This is a genomic window from Symmachiella dynata, from assembly GCF_007747995.1.
Taxonomy (GTDB): Bacteria; Planctomycetota; Planctomycetia; order Planctomycetales; family Planctomycetaceae; genus Symmachiella; species Symmachiella dynata.
On sequence record NZ_CP036276.1, the window covers coordinates 1,210,336 to 1,227,682 of the forward strand.

Sequence of the window (17,347 nt, forward strand, 5' to 3'; positions counted from 1 at the left end):
CGGTCAACAGAAACTATCTGGAACTATTCCACGTCGGTGGGGTTGCACATCAACCCTTAGCTGAGATAGGGGCCAAAGTCGCCCCCCGTCATGCCAACGCAAATAAATCCCCCCGGCGCCCCATCGTCGTCAGCCGTCACGTGTAAAAAACGCAGATGTGATGCTCACGTTGGCGTGTCCAGCAGCATCGCGGACTTCGGCCAAGATGCGGTGCCCCGCCAATGCGTACCTGATGAACGTGTGTCGGCCGTGATGAATCATCAGCACTTGCAAACGCTCCAGCCCCAGCGCCTTACAGGCAGTCTTGAAGCGGTGGCGGTGGGCGTGGCTGACATTCGCGTTCGGTACAAAGTCTTATGGAAGTTCTGCGAGTTCATGTCATCGATCATGTCCGGAAGTATCTCTATATGAGATACACGGATCCCCTGACAGGACAGCAGGTCTCACGGTCCACCGGCGAAACCGAACGCAAGGCAGCCGATCGCACGACTGCCAAGTGGGAGGCAGAGCTCCAACAGGGGCGGTATTCGAAGCCTCACACAATCAGTTGGCAGAAGTTTCGTCGACGCTTTGAAGACGAGAAGCTCCTGGGATTGTCCGATAACTACGCATCAAACATGAACCACATCCAAAAGGTGGGCATTAAAAGGCTCGCCGATATCGATGCGGCGGCGGTCAGCAAGTTTCAGTCACGTCTGCGTCGCCCAGGATGTCGACGACGTCGATAGCAAATTATGGTGCGACCACAAGCGATCGCAAAAGGACGCGGGGGGCGAATTAGGTGCCACCACCCCGAATTCGCGCAAAAAGAAAGCCCGCCATATGCTGTAACATCCTGACGGGCAAAAGCTTTACAAAGTCGGGACGACAGGAGTTGAACCTGCGACCTCTTGACCCCCAGTCAAGCGCGCTACCAGGCTGCGCCACGTCCCGTGGTGGTTGGCGTCTGTGGTCACGTCGGGAATTATTCCCAAAAGTGGAAGCACAGACGACGTTTGCTGTTATCGCAGGCATTCACGAGAATTGCAAGAGATGTCGATCGGGAAAATTGGTGGCAAATGGCATCCCTCTCGGCGTTTCCTTGTGGAGGCAACATCTTGGCCCGTGTTGCTGGTATGGCCCGTCTTGTGGCCTACAACGGCGTTCTCGATTCTTGGCAGATTCTCAGGGGGGATTGACCGATGGTGTCCTGATCTTGAGGAAATCTCGCAAATCGTGTACTTTAGAGGTTTGATTCAGCGGGATTTTGGAATTCCCGTAGCATCATTTTTTGTGGGCGGCCTTGGGAGTTGTTGCCGAGGTTTGCTCCCTTGAAACGTGGCTGTTGACGGAATTGATTCGTAGCAGGCCCGATTCGAGTTTTGACGTGGAAGAAAGGTGAATATGGCTTCGTCTCGTGCACAATTGGTCGCGGAAATCCTCTGGGAGTTGAAGCGAGCGGACAAGGTGGCAAATTTCAGACTCGTTGCAGAACGGGCCGGCTTTAGCGCCGGGGCTAACGGACGGGCCATGGAAACCTGCTTGAAAACAATTCGCCGTGATTGGCCGCATTTGCAGTGGTGGCGGGCAATTCCCATCCGTGATGATGGTCTGTTGGAAAAGGATTCCGAGCAAGTCGTCAAACTGCAAGAGTGCGGTTATGCTGTCGAAGACGCCGAAGGCAGCGAGGAACACGTGGTGGTTAGCGAGATCGAAGCGCATACGATGTCCTGGGAAGCACCGGTGGAAGCTCCGGTCGGTTCGCCGATCGATGAATCGCTCGACGATGATGACGATGAGAGCGAAGAGAACGCGGACAACGATGACAGTCGCGCCGAAAAGCAGGAAGTGGAAGGAGAAGAATAGTTCTTCTACCTCCCCTGAACTCTTCGAGTACAGGAAAATACTCGGCGGATTTATAGGCGTTCAGCGCAGTCGGTGAGGCTCTCCGATTAGGACACTAATTCTGCGAGGCTCCCGGTGCGCGCGGCGTGTCGTTGGGAGATGCTGTCTTTGACGATTGCCTGCGGGTAACTGCTTTAGCGGATCCCGTTTAGTTCACGGTTGGGCAATGAGCCTGCGCAAGGCGGCGGCGGTGTGACTGCTGGGGTGCTTGAGGATCTCCTCCGGTGTTCCAGTTGCCACGATCGCGCCTCCCTGCTCGCCGCCGTCGGGGCCCATGTCGATCACCCAATCAGCTGCGCGGATCATGTCGAGGTCATGTTCGACGACGACGACGGTATGCCCTGAATCGACTAGGCGGTGCAGGACTCTCAGCAGTTGCTCGACGTCGGCCGGGTGGAGTCCAGTGGTCGGTTCGTCCAATACGAACAGCGTGGATTCGCCATGGGATGTCGGTGAGAGTTCGCTGGCCAATTTAACCCGTTGTGCTTCACCCCCGGAGAGTGTGAGCGCCGATTGACCCAGCCCCAGGTAGCCCAATCCGACGTCGACAAACGTCGTCAATTGTTTTTGGAGCTTGGGGACGTTTTCAAAAAACAGAGCCGCCTCGGCAATGCTCATCGCTAGCACATCGGCCACGCTGCGGTCGCGAAATTGGATCTCCAGCGTTTGCGGATTAAAACGCGCGCCGTTGCAGGCGCTGCAGGTCACATACATGTCCGGCAAAAAATTCATGGCGATGCGCGTCACGCCTTGTCCACGGCACGTCTCACAGCACCCCGACTTGCTGTTGAAACTGAAGCGGCCCGCCTTGTATCCCCGGATGCGAGCTTCGCGAGTTTTGGCAAAGACTTTGCGAACTTCATTCCAAATGCCGGAGTAGGTCGCTGGATTGCTGCGGCCCGTCTTGCCGATGGGGGATTGATCGACTTGAACCAACCGCACGATCTGCTCGACTCCCGTAATGTCTGCCTCGCCGTTGGTTGTCGTTTGGCTACGAGTTCGCTGCTGTGCCAATTTTCGCCGCATTGCCGGAAGGAGCGCATCGATCACCAGTGAACTCTTACCCGCGCCGCTGACACCGGTGATGCATGTCAGAACCTGTAGCGGCAGTTCCAACGTCACTTGCTTTAGGTTATGAGTGTCGACATCGCGTAACACAATGCCCGTTTCTGGATGAGCGGCGCGCCGTTGCGGTGTTGGCTCTGTATCGCGGCGCCCGCTGAGGTATTCCCCGGTGGGTGTGTCAGCCTCAGCGACTTGTTGCGGCGTCCCTGCGGCGATGATTCGTCCTCCATGCTGTCCCGCTCCGGGACCGACGTCGACCATGTAGTCGGCGCGGGCCATCACCTCCGGATCGTGCTCGACCACGAGGACACTGTTCCCTTGCTCTTGGAGTTCTTCCAACGACTCCAACAACCGCCCCACATCGCGAGGGTGCAAGCCGATGGTCGGTTCGTCGAGGATATAACAGACCCCCGTTAACCCTGACCCCAGGCAAGCGGCTAGGCGAGCGCGTTGGTATTCGCCGCCTGACAGCGTTTTGGTAGGGCGGTCCAGTGCCAAGTATTCCAATCCGACCTGCATTAAAAACCGTAATCGCGATTCCACGTCGTCCAGCACTCCGCCCGCCGCGAGTCGGGCTGCTTCGGTAGTGAAGATGCTAGTGGAGGAATCGCGTAATGATTCCAGCAAACGCACGATGAATTCATAGACCTGCGAAATCGGCTGAGCCGTCAATTCATGAATCGCTACGCCATCAACCGTCACTGAATGCGCGATCGGTGCCAAGCGACTGCCGCCACAAGCATCGCAAAGCATTGGTTCGACTTCGTCGTTCTTGCCGGCGGACTCGGGAATCAGATGTCCCATCCCTTCGCATTTGGGGCAGGCTCCGTATGGGGAGTTGAAGCTGAATGTCCGCGGCTCCAATTCGTCAAAGCTAATGCCGCAAGTCGCACAGGCGAAGCGGGTGCCGAAACGCTGTTCTTGCCATTCCCCATCGACTTGTCGCAAAACAATGCAGGTCTCTTCCCCGTGCCGCAGCGCCAGGTCGACCGATTCGCTCAGCCGTGGAGCAATCCCCTCTTTGATCACGATGCGGTCGACGACGACATCGATTTTGTGTGTACGGGTTTTCTGCAAATCGGGTGGATCCGCCACGTCGACCAACTCCCCATCGACGCGGGCGCGGACGAATCCTTCGCGGAATATCTGCTCAAAGACTTTTTTGTGCGCGCCTTTGCGACCTTTCACGAGCGGCGCGAGCAGCATGACCTTGGTTCGGTCCTCGAAACCCAGGATGGCATCGATGATCGCTTGGGGGGATTGTTGCTCAACCGGTTTACCGCATTGATAACAGTGCGCGCGCCCCGCCCGCGCGTACAGCAGCCGCAGATAATCGTAGATTTCGGTCGTTGTTCCCACGGTACTGCGGGGTTGGACTGAGCCGACGCTCTGCTCGACGCTCAATGTCGGCGGCAATCCCTCCAGCAAATCCACGTCGGGCCGTTCGAGCTGATTTAAAAATTGCCGGCTGTAGGTCGACAGGCTTTCCAGATACCGTCGTCGTCCTTCGGCAAACAAGGTATCGAACACGAGTGAACTTTTGCCGCTGCCGCTGACGCCGGTGAAGACCACCAGTTTCTCGTGGGGGATATCGACATCGACGTTTTGCAGATTGTGGACCCGCGCACCTCGAACATGGATCGCATCGCTCGGCGGGGGATTCGCGGACATAATCAAAGGAGCTTACTGCAGGGATGGCTGGTCGGTATTCGTCTTGCCGATTGTATGCGCTGCGGCTGAAATTCACTAACATAGAAGCAAACGATAATTCCTCAGCTGGGCGTGAGACCGTAATTCATCATGAACCAACTCCTTCCGCATCGCTTTTTGTTTCGGTACTCCCTCCCAGCGAAATACTCCGCGAAATTGCCGCTACGGGGAAAGTCCTTGCTGAAATTGTCGGCAGCCCACGCCTTGCCTGATTTCAGTGACTTGGATTCGGCAGCCAAATTCGGCGATATTCGACTTGCTTGGAACGAACAGGGGATTGGCCTCAGTGTTAAAGTGAGCGGCAAAACTCGCCCCACGGTCTGTCGCGCTGTCATTCCAACCGAGACGGATGGGCTGCAAGTCTGGATTGATACGCGGAATACGCAAAACATCCATCGTGCCAGTCGCTTCTGCCACCACTTTGCATTTTTACCCGCTGGAGACGGACCAAAACGCGATCAGCCGTCGGCCTCGCAATTAGCAATTGCCCGCGCCCGAGAAGATGCGCCGCAAACGCACATCAATGACATCCAAGTGCGATCCGTCATTGCTGACGACGGGTATCAACTTGAGACTTGGGTTCCCGCAGCAGCGCTGCATGGGTTTGACCCGGAGTCGACGCGACAGTTGGGGTTTTACTACCTGTTGCAGGACAGCGAGCTTGGGCAGCAATATCCCAGCGTTGGCCCCGATTTTCCGATTGCCCACGATCCCAGTTTGTGGATGACTGTCGAATTGGCTCGGTGAGTCGGGGCTATTCGGACAAGGAGTCGAATTGCTCTCCATCAGAGATTGAGAGTCGCGCAAAGCGCAACTGGTCATTGTCCAGTGTCAGTCGGGCTTTCCAAGAAGCAGACTTGGGAAAACCGGATTCAAAGATCACTTGGCCTTCCATCAGCAAGGTGACCGGCTGAATCGACAAATATTCAACCACCTCGTCGGTAATGACTTCAAAATCATTTCTCTTGAAGTATTGTTCGATGTGTCGCACAACCTCTTCAGCAGCGGCGGCTCTGTGGCTTGCCAATGATCCTATTACTTTATCCATGGTCCCTCCCATTGCCCGTTGCCGCTTAAGGGGACGCTCTGCGGTTGGCTTGTGTACCTCATGTCTAGGCAGGTCTGTTTGTATCTATGCATATCTAGTTTAGCTCACAGAGCGTTGCAAAAAGCGAACTGTTCAGGGAAAACCCTATGCTGGCCTTGGATTTGCGTGTTGGCTGGCATTAAGTCGCAGGATTCCTCGGTCCTCCCCAGTACTCATTACAGCGGCGAGGTTGCCTGGAATCGGCAATGGAGCGAGGGGAATCGGCGCAATTCGACAATTGGTCGGCAAGAGGCGTCGTGCCGTATTCTCGAGCTAAGAATTATGCACAAAAAAAGCGACGGCGGTTGGCGTGATAAGCCAACTGCCGTCGCTAAAGGCATTGTCACTCGAAAGCCAAACGTTTTCGAGAAAGTGACCCCAAGGGGATTTGAACCCCTATTGCCGGGATGAAAACCCGGTGTCCTAACCGGATTAGACGATGGGGCCTTGTGCCTGACGCGTCATACAATACAGAACCGCTTTACCGATTGTCAAGACGATGGCCGCCTCATAAAAGCGGGAAAAACGATGTTTTGTTTTCGCGGATTGAAAAACGTGTTAGAGAGCTTCGGCTCATTCGGTGGCTGTGCTTCAAACAAAAGGGACGAATTCACTGAATCTCTCGGATGCGCTCAGCAGGAAACCAATTTTCGCAGTGTCGTGCCTCCTTGGCAGCGATCTGCATGTAGCCCCATTTTCCCGATCGAAAGAGAGAGGCGCAGTTCAAGCCGAGGAAGGACGTCAGGGAAGATGCGTGGAGATTCACGTAAAGAATTACGGGAACGCGAATTTTGGATCGATCACGTAAGTCACGTCACCGTCGAAATTACGGTGTAGCAAACGATTTGTGAGCAAAAGACAAAGTAAAGACCAACAATGCAACCACTTGATCCAACAGAATTCTAAGTCTCAGCGGAGGAAACTCCGGAGTGACCCGTCTTCTGTTCGAGGTTGTGGATTGCTTCGTAAACTTCACTGCGGTGAACAGGGATTTCCTTGGGCGCTTGGATTCCCAAACGCACTTTATCCCCACGAACTTCCACCACCGTGATGACGATGTTGTCGTCAATTACAATGCTTTCGTTCTTTTTACGTGAAAGAACCAACATTGGACGCTACTCTCCCAGTACTGCGAAGCCTGCTCCCCGTGAAGAGGGAACCAGGCCGACACTACGATGACGGCTCGGCTTCATGCAAGCGTATGGGTTGGCCGGCACTTCAGTGTCCCGCTACCAACCGATCATCTCAATTTATTCTAAGCGTCAAGCAAAAATAGGTCAAGGGGCGACTGTAGACCTTGGCGCAGGCAACCGAGGGCCAATCCTTAGCTTGCTCATTGTTAAAATGGGAGGAATCTCATAAGTCCTATCTGCTAAACATCTTGTGCTAAAAGCGGGGCGGGCTTCTTTTTGACCTAACATTTTAACAAAAACGAAACTTTTTGCCGACTTCCGGTGTTAATCCATGACCCAAATTGCGAATTCCAGACTTTCGTTTTGTCCAGGTCATTTCGCTAAGGGATTGGCTGGTGGAACGAATAGCGGGATAGCCGCATGTTGCAAAATGCCATGGTGCATTTTACTAGGTAGGCGGAGCCGAGCCTCCAAATGCGAAATGTCAATTCGGCGAAAAATTGGCATCCCTCTCCGAAAAGAGAACCGTTAATATTTATGCAGGACGCAAATGTTGAGACAAATTCGATTCTTGCGGGCGAACTTGGTCGTCATGGCGGCGAGGGCAGGTGTGGGGTTGTGCAAATAAGCGGTCGGATTTCCCGTCAGGTGAGGGATGTCGTCCGCTCAGTATCCTGTTTATTTCCAGTCCCCGCACCGGTTTTCGGACTCTCGTCTGCCTTCTGGCTGGCCAAGTTGTAGGAATTTATTTGCATGCGAGGCCATTTTCGGTTATGGCTAACGTTATATCAATTGCGGAAGCATCCTTTCTGGTCATTCTTTTGGGTGATACTACTTAGATAACTTGTCATATTTTCCTAGCTGAGCATTTTATCGATTTCAGATCGTGAGAGTGAAAAGTCCATGGTCGCAGAAGATTACTCTGGCCGCGCCCTCACCGATGTCGTTGTCAATCGGATTCTGCTTATCGAAGCGGACGCCGAGACGGCGCAGTCCATGAAGACGCTGCTCGAAAGCCAAAAGTTCACCGTGTTAACTGCCAAAGACGGTGGCCAAGCGCAGTCGATCTTTGTCATGCGCAAGCCCGACTTTGTGATCACCGAATTGATTTTGCAAGGCGATACTGGATTCGAGATTTGCGAACGATTCAAACAAACAGATAAAACGGTGCCTGTCTTGGTCGTGTCTGAGATCGAACTGGATCAAGCCAAGAAGCTTGCCTCCCGAGTCGGCGCTGACGGTTATCTGGTCAAGCCGGTCCAGCCCGAAGTCCTCTTGTCGAAGATCCGAGAAATCGCCGAAAACGCATGGTGGGAAGTCCATTCGGATCGTCCACGCGAAGACCGTCGCGTCCGCTTTTCTTGTTCCTGTGGAAAGCGGTTTCGTGTCAGTCCCGTACACCGCGGCAAATCGTTAACCTGTCCTGAGTGTGGAGAACCCACGATGGTTCCAATTCACGATTAGCCGATCACCTCTTTTAACTGGTTTGCACGGGTTTCCCTTTCTGTTGAGAAGTTCAGAACTGACGTCGACAGAGTGTCAGTTCCAGGTTCGACCGCGCATTCCAAGCGGTGACTGTTGAGTTTTGACAATTATTATTTGCGGCATTATCCTTCCCGGTTTTTGCGTTTTATGCCGTTGATCTGAGTATTATTCCTATCCTTTCGAGGCGGTTGGTCATGGCGACGTTGATCGTTCAAAACGGTAAACACCAAGGCACAAAGATTCCGCTTCCCAACCGGGAAGTGACTGTCGGCCGCGACGACAAATGTTACGTCCGTTTAACATCGGGTGACGTCAGCCGGGTCCACTGTTCACTGCTGGCTACCAATGAAGGGATTCTCATCAAGGATTCCGGCAGCCAAAATGGTGTGATCATCAACGGCATGAAGATCGAAGGGGACCACATGATGCGGCCGGGGGACCTGCTGAAAATCGGTCCTGTGAAGTTCACCATGGAAATCCCACAATTGGCCGCACCGGCGGGGTCAGCCGACGACGATAGTATTGCGACCTGGCTGGCCGAAGGGGACACCAACGCCAGTGCCGCCGATTCTGAAACGACCGAAATCCAAACTGTCGAAGCGAATCGCGAGCATTCAACCACCGCTGAGCTGCCCCCCGCCGAGCCGGAAGCCAAGTCGATTGCCGAAGAGGCACAAGACATCATCCGCCGGCACTTTGAGATGAAAAAGAAGTAACCCGCTTTTTAGGCGGTTCAATCAGCAACGAACAAGCGACGAGACCTCGAAATTCACCATAGATGCGCATTATTTCCGGAAAGTACCGTCGTCGTAAATTGCTCGCTAATCCCGGTCAAACCACCCGCCCGATCATTGATCGGGTCAAAGTGGCCTTGTTTGATCGCCTAGAAGAAAAGCTTCAAGGCGCAGCGGTCGCCGATATTTTCGCAGGGACCGGTAGTTTTGGTTTGGAGGCCCTCAGTCGCGGCGGGCGGCTAGCGGTCTTTATTGAGCAGGACCATCGCGCCTGGGAATTGCTCAAGCAAAATGTCGAGTCGCTCAAGGCCGAAGAAGAGACGCTCTGTTGGCGCACCAATGCGTTACGGTCCTCCTTCAAACCCAAAGGGCTGAACGATTGGAGCCCTTACGACATTGTTTTCTTCGATCCCCCGTACCGATTCATGGAAGGGGCCGACGAAACCTCCGAGCCTTACAAGGCGCTCACGCGCTTAGCCCGCGCCGATGTCACAGCCGACGATGCGTTGCTGGTCATCCGCACTGGGGGCAAGGCTGAATTTGCTGTCCCCCCGGAATGGACGCTTCAGGAATGCCTTAAGCCGTCCAGTATGGCTTTGCACTTCTACGTGAAAACGACTGATCCCCCGGCTCCCGGCACCGCCCAGGAGTAATCACCGCCACGGTGGATTGCAATTCGCCGCCTCCTTTTGCATAGTCGGTCCAGTGACTAAGCAAAAATACGGAGACCAGCGATGAGCATTTGGGATCGATTGCGGTTAGATGGGCGGAAGCTCTTCATCACCGGCGGGAGCCGCGGATTGGGCCGGGAAATGGCGCTGGCCATCGCCGAAGCAGGTGCCGATGTCGTGCTCGTTGGCCGCGATGCGGAGAGTTTAGAACGAACAGCTGAGGATATTCGCGGATTCGGACGCAACGCGCACACGATCATCGGCGACATCGGGCAACCGGAACAGGCGGAACAAATTTGCCGCGATGCTCTCGCCGAACATGGTCCATTTGAGATTCTGATCAACAACGTGGGCGGGCGGCGGATCAATGTCCCGACCGAGGAATTGCCGCTGGATGATTGGCAGACGATTCTCGATTTGAATCTCACCAGCACGTTCCTCTGCACAAAAATCATTGGCGGGGCGATGCTCAAATTGCCCGGCGGTGGACGGGTGATTAACAACGCGTCTATTTCAGGCATGATTGCCAGCCGCAACATCGGTGGCCGCAGCTACGAAGCCTCCAAGGCGGCGGTGATTGCTTTCACGCGGGCGACAGCCGCCGATTGGGCGCCGCAGGGCGTGACGGTCAATGCGATCTGTCCCGGCGGATTTATGACCGAACCCAACCAGCGCTGGGCCAAGGACAATCCCTCGGTCATCGAGTCCTTCGAGGCAGCGATTCCCGCGGGGAAATTCGGCGACCCGGAAGACCTGGGACCGTTGGCGGTCTATCTCGCCTCAGACGCTTCACGTTACATGACCGGGGCGACCTTGGTCATCGACGGCGGATATACGTTGTGGTAATGTTCACAGTCCCTCGGATACTCTCCGCGGGGACAGGGACAGCGCCCTCCCGATTATCTCCATCAACCCTCGGATCCGCCGGGGGATCAATCCACCCTCCTTGGAAAGGCACTCCATGAAATCCTCCTACCGATTGGCCGCCTGCGGCTTCGCGATCCTTGCGGCACTGGTCGCCACCACACGATTCACCACAAGCAACGACAGCCATGCCGACGAACCGGCCGAGAGTCGTATTTTTGAATTGCGGACCTATACCACTAACCCGGGAAAGCTGCCCGCACTGCACGCGCGGTTTCGCGACCACACAATGAAACTGTTCGAAAAGCACGGCATGAAAAATGTCGCCTACTGGACGCCAAGCGATGAAAAACTGGCCGACAATACGTTGATCTACGTCGTCTCCCACGCCAGCCCCGAAGCGGCCAAGGCATCCTGGAAGGGTTTCATCAGCGATCCGCAATGGAAAGAGGCATACGCCGAATCGATCGCCGATGGCAAACTCGTCAAAAAGGTCGAGAGCGTGTACATGACACCGACTGATTTTTCTCCGATGAAGAAGTGACGCACCACATGGCAACGACGAACCCCACCGACATCCCGCGCACGCTTTCCTGGCAAGGGGAGACGACTGGTTGTCTGCGGATGATTGACCAAACATTACTGCCGATGGAGTTGCGCGAAATCGATTGCGACTCCGTCGAGCAGGTTTGGGAAGCGATCCGCGCACTGCGCGTCCGCGGCGCCCCGGCCATCGGCGTCGCAGCGGCCTACGGCGTGGTGCTGGGCGTGCGCAGCGCAGCGTCCGGTTCGCGTGATGAATTCGATGCGGCACTCGACAAGACAGCCACATACCTCGCCAGCAGTCGGCCGACGGCGGTTAATCTGTTTTGGGCGCTCGACCGCATGCGGCAGTTCGCCGGTGGACATCCGGAGGCGTCACCGTCAGAGTTGACGGCGCTGTTGTTGGACGAAGCGCGGCGGATCGATGATGAAGACCGCGCCATGTGCGCCGCAATCGGACGCGTCGGTGCGGAGTTGCTCAGCGATGGCGATGCGGTGCTGACCCATTGCAATGCGGGTGGATTGGCGACCGCCGGTGACGGAACGGCCCTCTCGGTTTTCTTTGCTGCCGCCGCGGCTGGCAAAAAGATCGAAGTCTATGTCGACGAGACCCGCCCGTTGTTGCAAGGCGCGCGGCTGACCCAATGGGAATTGATGCAGCGGAACATTCCAGCAACGTTGATCTGCGATTCAATGGCCGGCTGGGTCATGAAGCAAGGCCGCGTGCAAGCTGTTGTGACCGGAGCGGATCGTATTGCCGCCAATGGCGATGCCGCGAATAAAATCGGCACGTACTCTGTTGCCACGTTGGCCAAAGCGCATGGCATTCCGTTTTATGTCGCTGCTCCGACCAGCACATTCGACCTTGCGCTGCCTGACGGCTCGCAGATCCCGATCGAAGAACGGGCTGCGGAGGAGATTACGCATGGTTTCGGCCGGCAAACCGCGCCCGACAATGCCCAGGTGTTTAATCCGGCCTTCGACGTAACCGACGCGGCGCTCATCCAAGCAATTTTCACCGAGCGGGGAGTCATACGTCCTGTGACGACGGAAAATGTGCGCAAAATGGTCGGCAGTTCCGCCGCGGACAATTGATCACTATAATACGGCTGCGCTCCCGAAATCCGATGCACACACCGCGCGCCCGATCGAAAGCCGAGTGATGAATTTTGCCCTCTTGGGTGACGCCCCCGAAGTCCAACCGCTGCTCAGGGCCATCTGCGCAACCCCTGACCATCAAGTGACGGCCCTCTACAAAGCCAACGACTCAGCCGGTTGTTGTCCTGCAGCGGTCGATTGTCCGTCCATCCAGGCCGTCCAACAGGATGCGACCATCGAAGCGGTGATTGTGGCCAGTGAATCGGATGAAGTTTTGAAGGCGGCCCGTGAAATGGCCGAAGCGGGAAAATCGTTGCTCGTGCTGCCGCTCTACGGCCAGGATTTGGGGGTGATTTATGAGTTATCGCTGGTGACGGCCGATGAACCGATCACGTTGTTCCCCATTTGGCCGCTCCGCCAACATCCGTTGGTGGTGCAATTGCGGCAATTGCTCGATGACGGGGAATTGGGCGTCGTGCAGTATTTGGAATTAAACCGCACCCTCGTTCCCGCGAGCGACAACAAACAATCGCCGTTTTTGACCAAGTCGCAAGTTGACCGTGCGTTTTTAGCGGACATCGATCTGCTGCGGGATTTGGGTGGGAATTACAGCCTCGTCACGACGCTACGGACCGGTACCGACGAAGCGCTTTCGTCACTGACCACCACACTGGCTTGCGACCAAGCGCCGCAGGCGACTTGGATGGCGAAGGTGGACCGGGAAGAATCGTGGCAACTGAAAATCGCCGGTATGCGTTCCACGGCGGTCCTGAGCGGTAATCCGGCTGACTCGTCTTTGACATTGCAGGCAGACGGTCCAGATTTTGAGTTGCCGCAACAAACGGCTGTCGACGATTGGGGACCGGCGGTCCTGGCATCGTTTTTGGCGGCGCGGGACAATGACACATCTGAGCCGAAATGGGAAGCTATTCAGCGAGGCATGGAATTGATGCATGCGACCGACCGTTCGCTGCGTCGCAAACGAACGATCGAGTTGTTCTTCGAAGCGCATTCGGAGCGGAGCAACTTCAAAACACAAATGACGGCCATCGGTTGCTGTTTGATCATGCTCACGTTGTTGGGAGTGATTGTGGTCCTTGTCGGTGGCCAAGCGGGGCTGCCACCGGTCGTCATGTCGGTGTTGCGGGTCGCGGTCTTCGCGCCGCTGGGGATTTTTCTGCTGTTGCAAGCATTGTATGTGCTGGCCAAGCCGGCAGCGCCGGCGCGGCCTGCGGCAACGGCGCGGCACGATTCGTCTTGATCCCTTGCATCGCGTATAATCGACCGGCAATCGACGTGCGTTGACCATCGCATTCCTGAGAACCAATTGCAAAACTGAGTTGAGCATGTTCTAGCAATTTGTAGGTTCCTGTCAGTGGTGCGCGTCAAAAGGTTTTGAAACGAGTCGTAGAGAAAAGACCATTCATGTCCGCTAGTGTGAGCAGTGCATCGATTCTCGGTCCCGACGGTCGCATTGCCGCGCGGTTGACTGACTATGAGCATCGGCCCGAACAATTGGAAATGGCCGAAGCGGCCGAACACGCGATTCGTGAACGGTCGCATCTAATTGTCGAAGCGGGAACGGGCGTGGGGAAGAGCTTCGCCTATCTCGTCCCGGCGATTCTACATGCCACTGCTGCTCAAGGAGCCACGCCCAACAAGAGCGACAAAAAGCCGATCATCATCTCCACCAACACGATCAGCTTGCAAGAACAGCTCATCCTCCGCGACATCCCATTTCTCAACGCGGTGCTGCCGGTCGAATTCTCCGCTGTGTTGGTCAAAGGACGGTCGAATTACATCAGTTTGCGGCGGATGAATGGCGCCATCGATCGTGCGAAAACGGTCTTTTCCCAGTCCGAAGAGACCGAGCAATTGGCGCAAATCGCTGAGTGGTCGCAAGAAACGGGCGACGGCAGTAAGTCGGATTTACGGTTCCGCCCGCTGCCCAAGGTTTGGGATGAAATCCAAAGCGAGCATGGCAACTGCCTCGGCAAACGCTGCCCGACTTACGATGCTTGCTTTTACTACAAAGCCCGTCGCCGCGTGTGGAACGCAGATATCTTAGTTGTGAACCATGCGCTGTTCTTCTCCGACTTGGCCCTCCGTCGCGAAGGGGCCAAGGTGTTGCCCGATTATGATGTTGTGATTTTGGACGAAGCTCACAGTGTCGAAGGGGTGGCGGGCGCGCATTTGGGGATGACCATCTCTAGTGGACAATTCGAATATCTGCTCAACAAGCTCTACAACGACCGGACGCAAAAAGGGCTGCTCGTTCCGCACGGTCTGACCGCAGCACAGAAACTGGTGGTTCATTTGCGGCATGTGGTGGGCGATTTCTTCGATGCGTTGAAGGATTGGTTGCGCCTGCACGGCAACTCCAACGGTCGCTTGCGCACGCCACCGGATGTGATCAACGAAGTCAACGGTCCGTTGCGGGAATTGGCCGGCAGTATTGCCGTGCATGCGGAAAAACTCAAACGCGAAGAAGAGAAGGTCGAACTGACCGCCGCGGCCAATCGTTGCGTGACATTGGCCGACGGCTTGAGCAATTGGCTGCACCAAACGATGCCCGATTCGGTCTATTGGACGGAGTACATGAGCGGACGCCGCGAGCGGGTGACTTTGTATTGCGCGCCGATTGAAGTGGCGGCGACGCTGCAAAAGGAACTGTTCGATAAGACGCCGACCGTGATTTTAACCAGTGCGACGTTGGCTGTGGCGGGGAAGGATTTTAATTTCACCAAACTGCGCTTGGGTGTCGGCAACAGTTTTGAGAACAAACTAGGCAGCCCGTTTGACTACCGCCAGAACGTGCAATTGATTTTGCCGAAATCGATGCCCGACCCGGGCGGGTCGCCGTCGGAGTACGAAGCGGCGGTGTGTGAGAAGATTAAAAAATACGTCGCGCAAACCGAAGGCCGGGCGTTTGTGTTGTTCACCAGTTACGGCATGCTCCGCAACTGTGCCGCACGTTTGCAGTATTGGTTCTCCGACAATAGCTTCGGACTGTACCAACAAGGGGAGGGGATGCCGACGTCGCTGATGTTGGAGCGATTCCGTAAAGACGAGCGGGGAGTGATCTTCGGCACGGATAGTTTTTGGCAAGGCGTGGATGTGCCGGGAGATGCACTGCAAAATGTGATCATCGCCAAATTGCCCTTCAGCGTACCCGACCATCCGCTGTTGGAAGCTCGCATCGAAGCCATCAAGTCCCGCGGCGGAAATGCCTTTATGGAATATCAAGTCCCCGAGGCGATCATCAAACTCAAACAAGGCTTCGGCCGCTTGATCCGCCGCAAAACCGATCACGGCCAAGTGGTGATCCTCGACCCCCGCGTCCGCACCAAACAATACGGCCGCATGTTCCTCAGCAGCTTGCCCGATTGCCAAGTCGTGATTGATGATGAATAACGGGATTTGCTAGACGACATTGCTTAAATACAAAATTGGCATATTGACCCGTTATTCGACTAGGCATAAAATTGCCATCATGAGTATCTTTCGTCTGCAATACGTCTGTCTGTTCTTGGCGCTGGCAATCGCCTTGCCGCCGATGACGTGTTGCGCCGAGAGCACCTCTGCGAAGCAGCCACCTGCCTGTTGTACGGTTCATGACAGGCAACCGCTGGGTGATGACCACCCAGCGCCAGTGGACGGGCAGTGCGACTGTTGCCTAGAGCGCGTTGCCGTGACGGCTGAAACAGTTGGCCTCACGCGCGTCGACGTGCAGTGGCAATGGGCTTTACCGCCTCTGTCCATCATCGTTCCCGCGACTCCCTGCTCGGGAGGCAATGAGTACCGTCTCGTCGACGGGGACACCTCTCTCCAAACACTCCAGTGCGTCTGGCGGATATAAGCTGCTCTTCCACGGATGATCTGTGAGTTTTTTTCTGTTTTTCAAAACGGTCTCCGTGCGCGCTGAAGTGCGCGATGTGAGGACCGCCTTTATGGAGAGATATCATGTTTACGAAATTTGCATTGGCCTCGTTTGCAGCACTCGCAATGGCAATCACAACGGTAAATGCCGGCGGCACCGCCAATACCGGCGAAGACTGTTGTGCGTTGGGTTTACCCTGTTGTGAAGCGGGAGCCGCATGTTGCGCCTCTGCTGAAAAACCGGCTTGTTGCCAAAACGGCGAAGCTTGTTGCGATGGCCAAGAGAAATGTTGTGACGCCCAAGCCGAGTGTTGTGCTGCGGAAAAGGCCTGTTGCGAGAGCGGCAGCCAGGAGTGTTGCACAACGGCTCAACCCTGTTGTGCGGCTCAGACATCGTAAGTCGCCAAGTTAGGCAACTGACGTTTCAACGATGAAACTCACCCCGGCAGAGCCGTTGCTTTGTCGGGGTGCTGTTTTTTTATCACTGGTGGAGCAGGCAGGGCAGCGAAACTGCTTGGCAGGGGCGTGAATTGCATAGCATGTAATTCGTCGCGGGGATGGCTTCCGGCGGATTTCGTGGTTGCCTTTGGTGTTTCTGGATTGGTAGGATGAAGGTTGTGCGGGCTTTGCGGAAAATGCGCGTTTTTTCTGCAGTCGAGGTTTGATAGGTCGGTCCGCTGCGATTTTCACCGACATTCATCATTGGTCAAGAGGTGCAACATGTTGAAATTGAACTGTTTACAGAAAATGGTCCTCAGCGGATCGGCGATCTGCGCGGTTGTCTTGGCGTTGCCTGCTGCCACTGCGTTGGCTCAGGACGATGCGGATTGGGAAATCACGATTCGTTATGCCGAAAAGGAAGAGGCCCCCAAATTTGAGAAGAACGGTGTGACCTACGAACAGGCTTACAATGCCATTCCGTTCAATCGCGCCGAGTACGATGCCAACCCTTCGTATCGCCACGATTCGGCCATGGAGTTGTTGTTTGACCAAATGCGTCCCACGACAATCATCCGCACGCAAGATGCCCGCGCTTCGAAATTTCCCGCTTACAACCGTTTGAACTACCGCTGGTCGCATCCGTTCAACTATGGATACGGCGGATATTACTACGGTGGATGGCGTCGGGGGTATTAGACGACCACGATATGGTCGCATTGCTATGCGTTGGAGGCTAAAGCCGTTGCATCGAGA

The 17,347-nt window shown here is 55.4% G+C and carries 17 protein-coding genes and 2 tRNA genes; 14 read left to right on the top strand and 5 right to left on the bottom strand.

The window, feature by feature from the left end:
- The first annotated feature begins 407 nt into the window (after positions 1–407).
- Complete coding sequence (locus tag Mal52_RS04535) at positions 408–728, top strand: hypothetical protein (RefSeq protein WP_145374530.1); 321 nt, start codon at positions 408–410, stop codon at positions 726–728.
- Positions 729–859: 131 nt separating this feature from the next.
- On the opposite strand, the gene Mal52_RS04540 is transcribed toward Mal52_RS04535, so the two are convergent.
- Positions 860–933, bottom strand: a tRNA-Pro gene (locus Mal52_RS04540).
- A 450-nt stretch (positions 934–1,383) separates the two neighbouring features.
- Between Mal52_RS04540 and Mal52_RS29565 the strand changes: the two genes are divergently transcribed.
- On the top strand, positions 1,384–1,845 hold the full coding sequence (locus Mal52_RS29565) for a hypothetical protein (RefSeq protein ID WP_197534658.1): 462 nt from the start codon (positions 1,384–1,386) through the stop codon (positions 1,843–1,845).
- Between the two features lie 192 nt (positions 1,846–2,037).
- On the opposite strand, the gene uvrA is transcribed toward Mal52_RS29565, so the two are convergent.
- Positions 2,038–4,620, bottom strand: coding sequence for an excinuclease ABC subunit UvrA (gene uvrA / locus Mal52_RS04550; protein ID WP_145374531.1), 2,583 nt, complete (start codon positions 4,618–4,620; stop codon positions 2,038–2,040).
- 129 nt (positions 4,621–4,749) lie between these two features.
- Here uvrA and Mal52_RS04555 point away from each other — a divergent pair, with 129 nt between their 5' ends.
- Entirely contained in the window at positions 4,750–5,406 is a 657-nt protein-coding gene (locus Mal52_RS04555) for a DOMON domain-containing protein (RefSeq protein ID WP_145374532.1), read from the top strand.
- A 7-nt stretch (positions 5,407–5,413) separates the two neighbouring features.
- Here Mal52_RS04555 and Mal52_RS04560 read toward each other — a convergent pair whose 3' ends face one another.
- From Mal52_RS04560 to csrA, 3 genes are all read right to left on the bottom strand, one after another.
- Positions 5,414–5,707 (bottom strand): hypothetical protein, encoded by a 294-nt coding sequence (locus Mal52_RS04560; RefSeq protein ID WP_145374533.1) that lies wholly within the window; start codon positions 5,705–5,707, stop codon positions 5,414–5,416.
- Positions 5,708–6,119: 412 nt separating this feature from the next.
- Positions 6,120–6,193, bottom strand: a tRNA-Glu gene (locus tag Mal52_RS04565).
- 455 nt (positions 6,194–6,648) lie between these two features.
- Positions 6,649–6,855: a carbon storage regulator CsrA gene (gene csrA, locus Mal52_RS04570; RefSeq protein ID WP_145374534.1), complete on the bottom strand. Its 207-nt coding sequence runs from the start codon at positions 6,853–6,855 to the stop codon at positions 6,649–6,651.
- Between the two features lie 927 nt (positions 6,856–7,782).
- Here csrA and Mal52_RS04575 point away from each other — a divergent pair.
- From Mal52_RS04575 to Mal52_RS04625, 11 genes are all read left to right on the top strand, one after another.
- Positions 7,783–8,343 carry a response regulator transcription factor gene (locus tag Mal52_RS04575; protein ID WP_145374535.1) on the top strand — a complete coding sequence of 187 codons (561 nt, stop codon included), beginning with the start codon at positions 7,783–7,785 and terminating at the stop codon, positions 8,341–8,343.
- Between the two features lie 215 nt (positions 8,344–8,558).
- A complete protein-coding gene (locus Mal52_RS04580; RefSeq protein WP_145374536.1) occupies positions 8,559–9,080 on the top strand; it encodes an FHA domain-containing protein in 522 nt (173 codons plus the stop codon).
- 62 nt (positions 9,081–9,142) lie between these two features.
- Positions 9,143–9,751 carry a 16S rRNA (guanine(966)-N(2))-methyltransferase RsmD gene (gene rsmD, locus Mal52_RS04585; RefSeq protein WP_145374537.1) on the top strand — a complete coding sequence of 203 codons (609 nt, stop codon included), beginning with the start codon at positions 9,143–9,145 and terminating at the stop codon, positions 9,749–9,751.
- Positions 9,752–9,832: 81 nt separating this feature from the next.
- Positions 9,833–10,615: an SDR family NAD(P)-dependent oxidoreductase gene (locus tag Mal52_RS04590; RefSeq protein WP_145374538.1), complete on the top strand. Its 783-nt coding sequence runs from the start codon at positions 9,833–9,835 to the stop codon at positions 10,613–10,615.
- Between the two features lie 115 nt (positions 10,616–10,730).
- Positions 10,731–11,177, top strand: a complete 447-nt coding sequence (locus Mal52_RS04595; protein ID WP_145374539.1) for an NIPSNAP family protein — start codon at positions 10,731–10,733, stop codon at positions 11,175–11,177.
- An 8-nt stretch (positions 11,178–11,185) separates the two neighbouring features.
- A complete protein-coding gene (gene mtnA / locus Mal52_RS04600) occupies positions 11,186–12,271 on the top strand; it encodes an S-methyl-5-thioribose-1-phosphate isomerase (protein WP_145374540.1) in 1,086 nt (361 codons plus the stop codon).
- 67 nt (positions 12,272–12,338) lie between these two features.
- Positions 12,339–13,535, top strand: a complete 1,197-nt coding sequence (locus Mal52_RS04605) for a hypothetical protein (RefSeq protein ID WP_145374541.1) — start codon at positions 12,339–12,341, stop codon at positions 13,533–13,535.
- A gap of 164 nt (positions 13,536–13,699) precedes the next feature.
- A complete protein-coding gene (locus Mal52_RS04610) occupies positions 13,700–15,688 on the top strand; it encodes an ATP-dependent DNA helicase (protein ID WP_145374542.1) in 1,989 nt (662 codons plus the stop codon).
- A 79-nt stretch (positions 15,689–15,767) separates the two neighbouring features.
- The gene (locus Mal52_RS04615; RefSeq protein ID WP_145374543.1) at positions 15,768–16,133 is read left to right on the top strand and encodes a hypothetical protein; all 366 of its coding nucleotides are present in this window, start codon (positions 15,768–15,770) and stop codon (positions 16,131–16,133) included.
- Positions 16,134–16,237: 104 nt separating this feature from the next.
- On the top strand, positions 16,238–16,552 hold the full coding sequence (locus Mal52_RS04620; protein WP_145374544.1) for a hypothetical protein: 315 nt from the start codon (positions 16,238–16,240) through the stop codon (positions 16,550–16,552).
- A 321-nt stretch (positions 16,553–16,873) separates the two neighbouring features.
- Positions 16,874–17,290 carry a hypothetical protein gene (locus Mal52_RS04625; RefSeq protein ID WP_145374545.1) on the top strand — a complete coding sequence of 139 codons (417 nt, stop codon included), beginning with the start codon at positions 16,874–16,876 and terminating at the stop codon, positions 17,288–17,290.
- Positions 17,291–17,347: the final 57 nt, after the last annotated feature.

What these genes read in the sequence shown, in the direction of transcription:
- Mal52_RS04535 (WP_145374530.1), top strand. Translation starts at nt 408, where the DNA reads ATGAGATACACGGATCCCCTGACAGGACAGCAGGTCTCACGGTCCACC.
- Mal52_RS29565 (WP_197534658.1), top strand. Translation starts at nt 1,384, where the DNA reads ATGGCTTCGTCTCGTGCACAATTGGTCGCGGAAATCCTCTGGGAGTTG.
- uvrA (WP_145374531.1), bottom strand. Translation starts at nt 4,620, where the DNA reads ATGTCCGCGAATCCCCCGCCGAGCGATGCGATCCATGTTCGAGGTGCG.
- Mal52_RS04555 (WP_145374532.1), top strand. Translation starts at nt 4,750, where the DNA reads ATGAACCAACTCCTTCCGCATCGCTTTTTGTTTCGGTACTCCCTCCCA.
- Mal52_RS04560 (WP_145374533.1), bottom strand. Translation starts at nt 5,707, where the DNA reads ATGGATAAAGTAATAGGATCATTGGCAAGCCACAGAGCCGCCGCTGCT.
- csrA (WP_145374534.1), bottom strand. Translation starts at nt 6,855, where the DNA reads ATGTTGGTTCTTTCACGTAAAAAGAACGAAAGCATTGTAATTGACGAC.
- Mal52_RS04575 (WP_145374535.1), top strand. Translation starts at nt 7,783, where the DNA reads ATGGTCGCAGAAGATTACTCTGGCCGCGCCCTCACCGATGTCGTTGTC.
- Mal52_RS04580 (WP_145374536.1), top strand. Translation starts at nt 8,559, where the DNA reads ATGGCGACGTTGATCGTTCAAAACGGTAAACACCAAGGCACAAAGATT.
- rsmD (WP_145374537.1), top strand. Translation starts at nt 9,143, where the DNA reads ATGCGCATTATTTCCGGAAAGTACCGTCGTCGTAAATTGCTCGCTAAT.
- Mal52_RS04590 (WP_145374538.1), top strand. Translation starts at nt 9,833, where the DNA reads ATGAGCATTTGGGATCGATTGCGGTTAGATGGGCGGAAGCTCTTCATC.
- Mal52_RS04595 (WP_145374539.1), top strand. Translation starts at nt 10,731, where the DNA reads ATGAAATCCTCCTACCGATTGGCCGCCTGCGGCTTCGCGATCCTTGCG.
- mtnA (WP_145374540.1), top strand. Translation starts at nt 11,186, where the DNA reads ATGGCAACGACGAACCCCACCGACATCCCGCGCACGCTTTCCTGGCAA.
- Mal52_RS04605 (WP_145374541.1), top strand. Translation starts at nt 12,339, where the DNA reads ATGAATTTTGCCCTCTTGGGTGACGCCCCCGAAGTCCAACCGCTGCTC.
- Mal52_RS04610 (WP_145374542.1), top strand. Translation starts at nt 13,700, where the DNA reads ATGTCCGCTAGTGTGAGCAGTGCATCGATTCTCGGTCCCGACGGTCGC.
- Mal52_RS04615 (WP_145374543.1), top strand. Translation starts at nt 15,768, where the DNA reads ATGAGTATCTTTCGTCTGCAATACGTCTGTCTGTTCTTGGCGCTGGCA.
- Mal52_RS04620 (WP_145374544.1), top strand. Translation starts at nt 16,238, where the DNA reads ATGTTTACGAAATTTGCATTGGCCTCGTTTGCAGCACTCGCAATGGCA.
- Mal52_RS04625 (WP_145374545.1), top strand. Translation starts at nt 16,874, where the DNA reads ATGTTGAAATTGAACTGTTTACAGAAAATGGTCCTCAGCGGATCGGCG.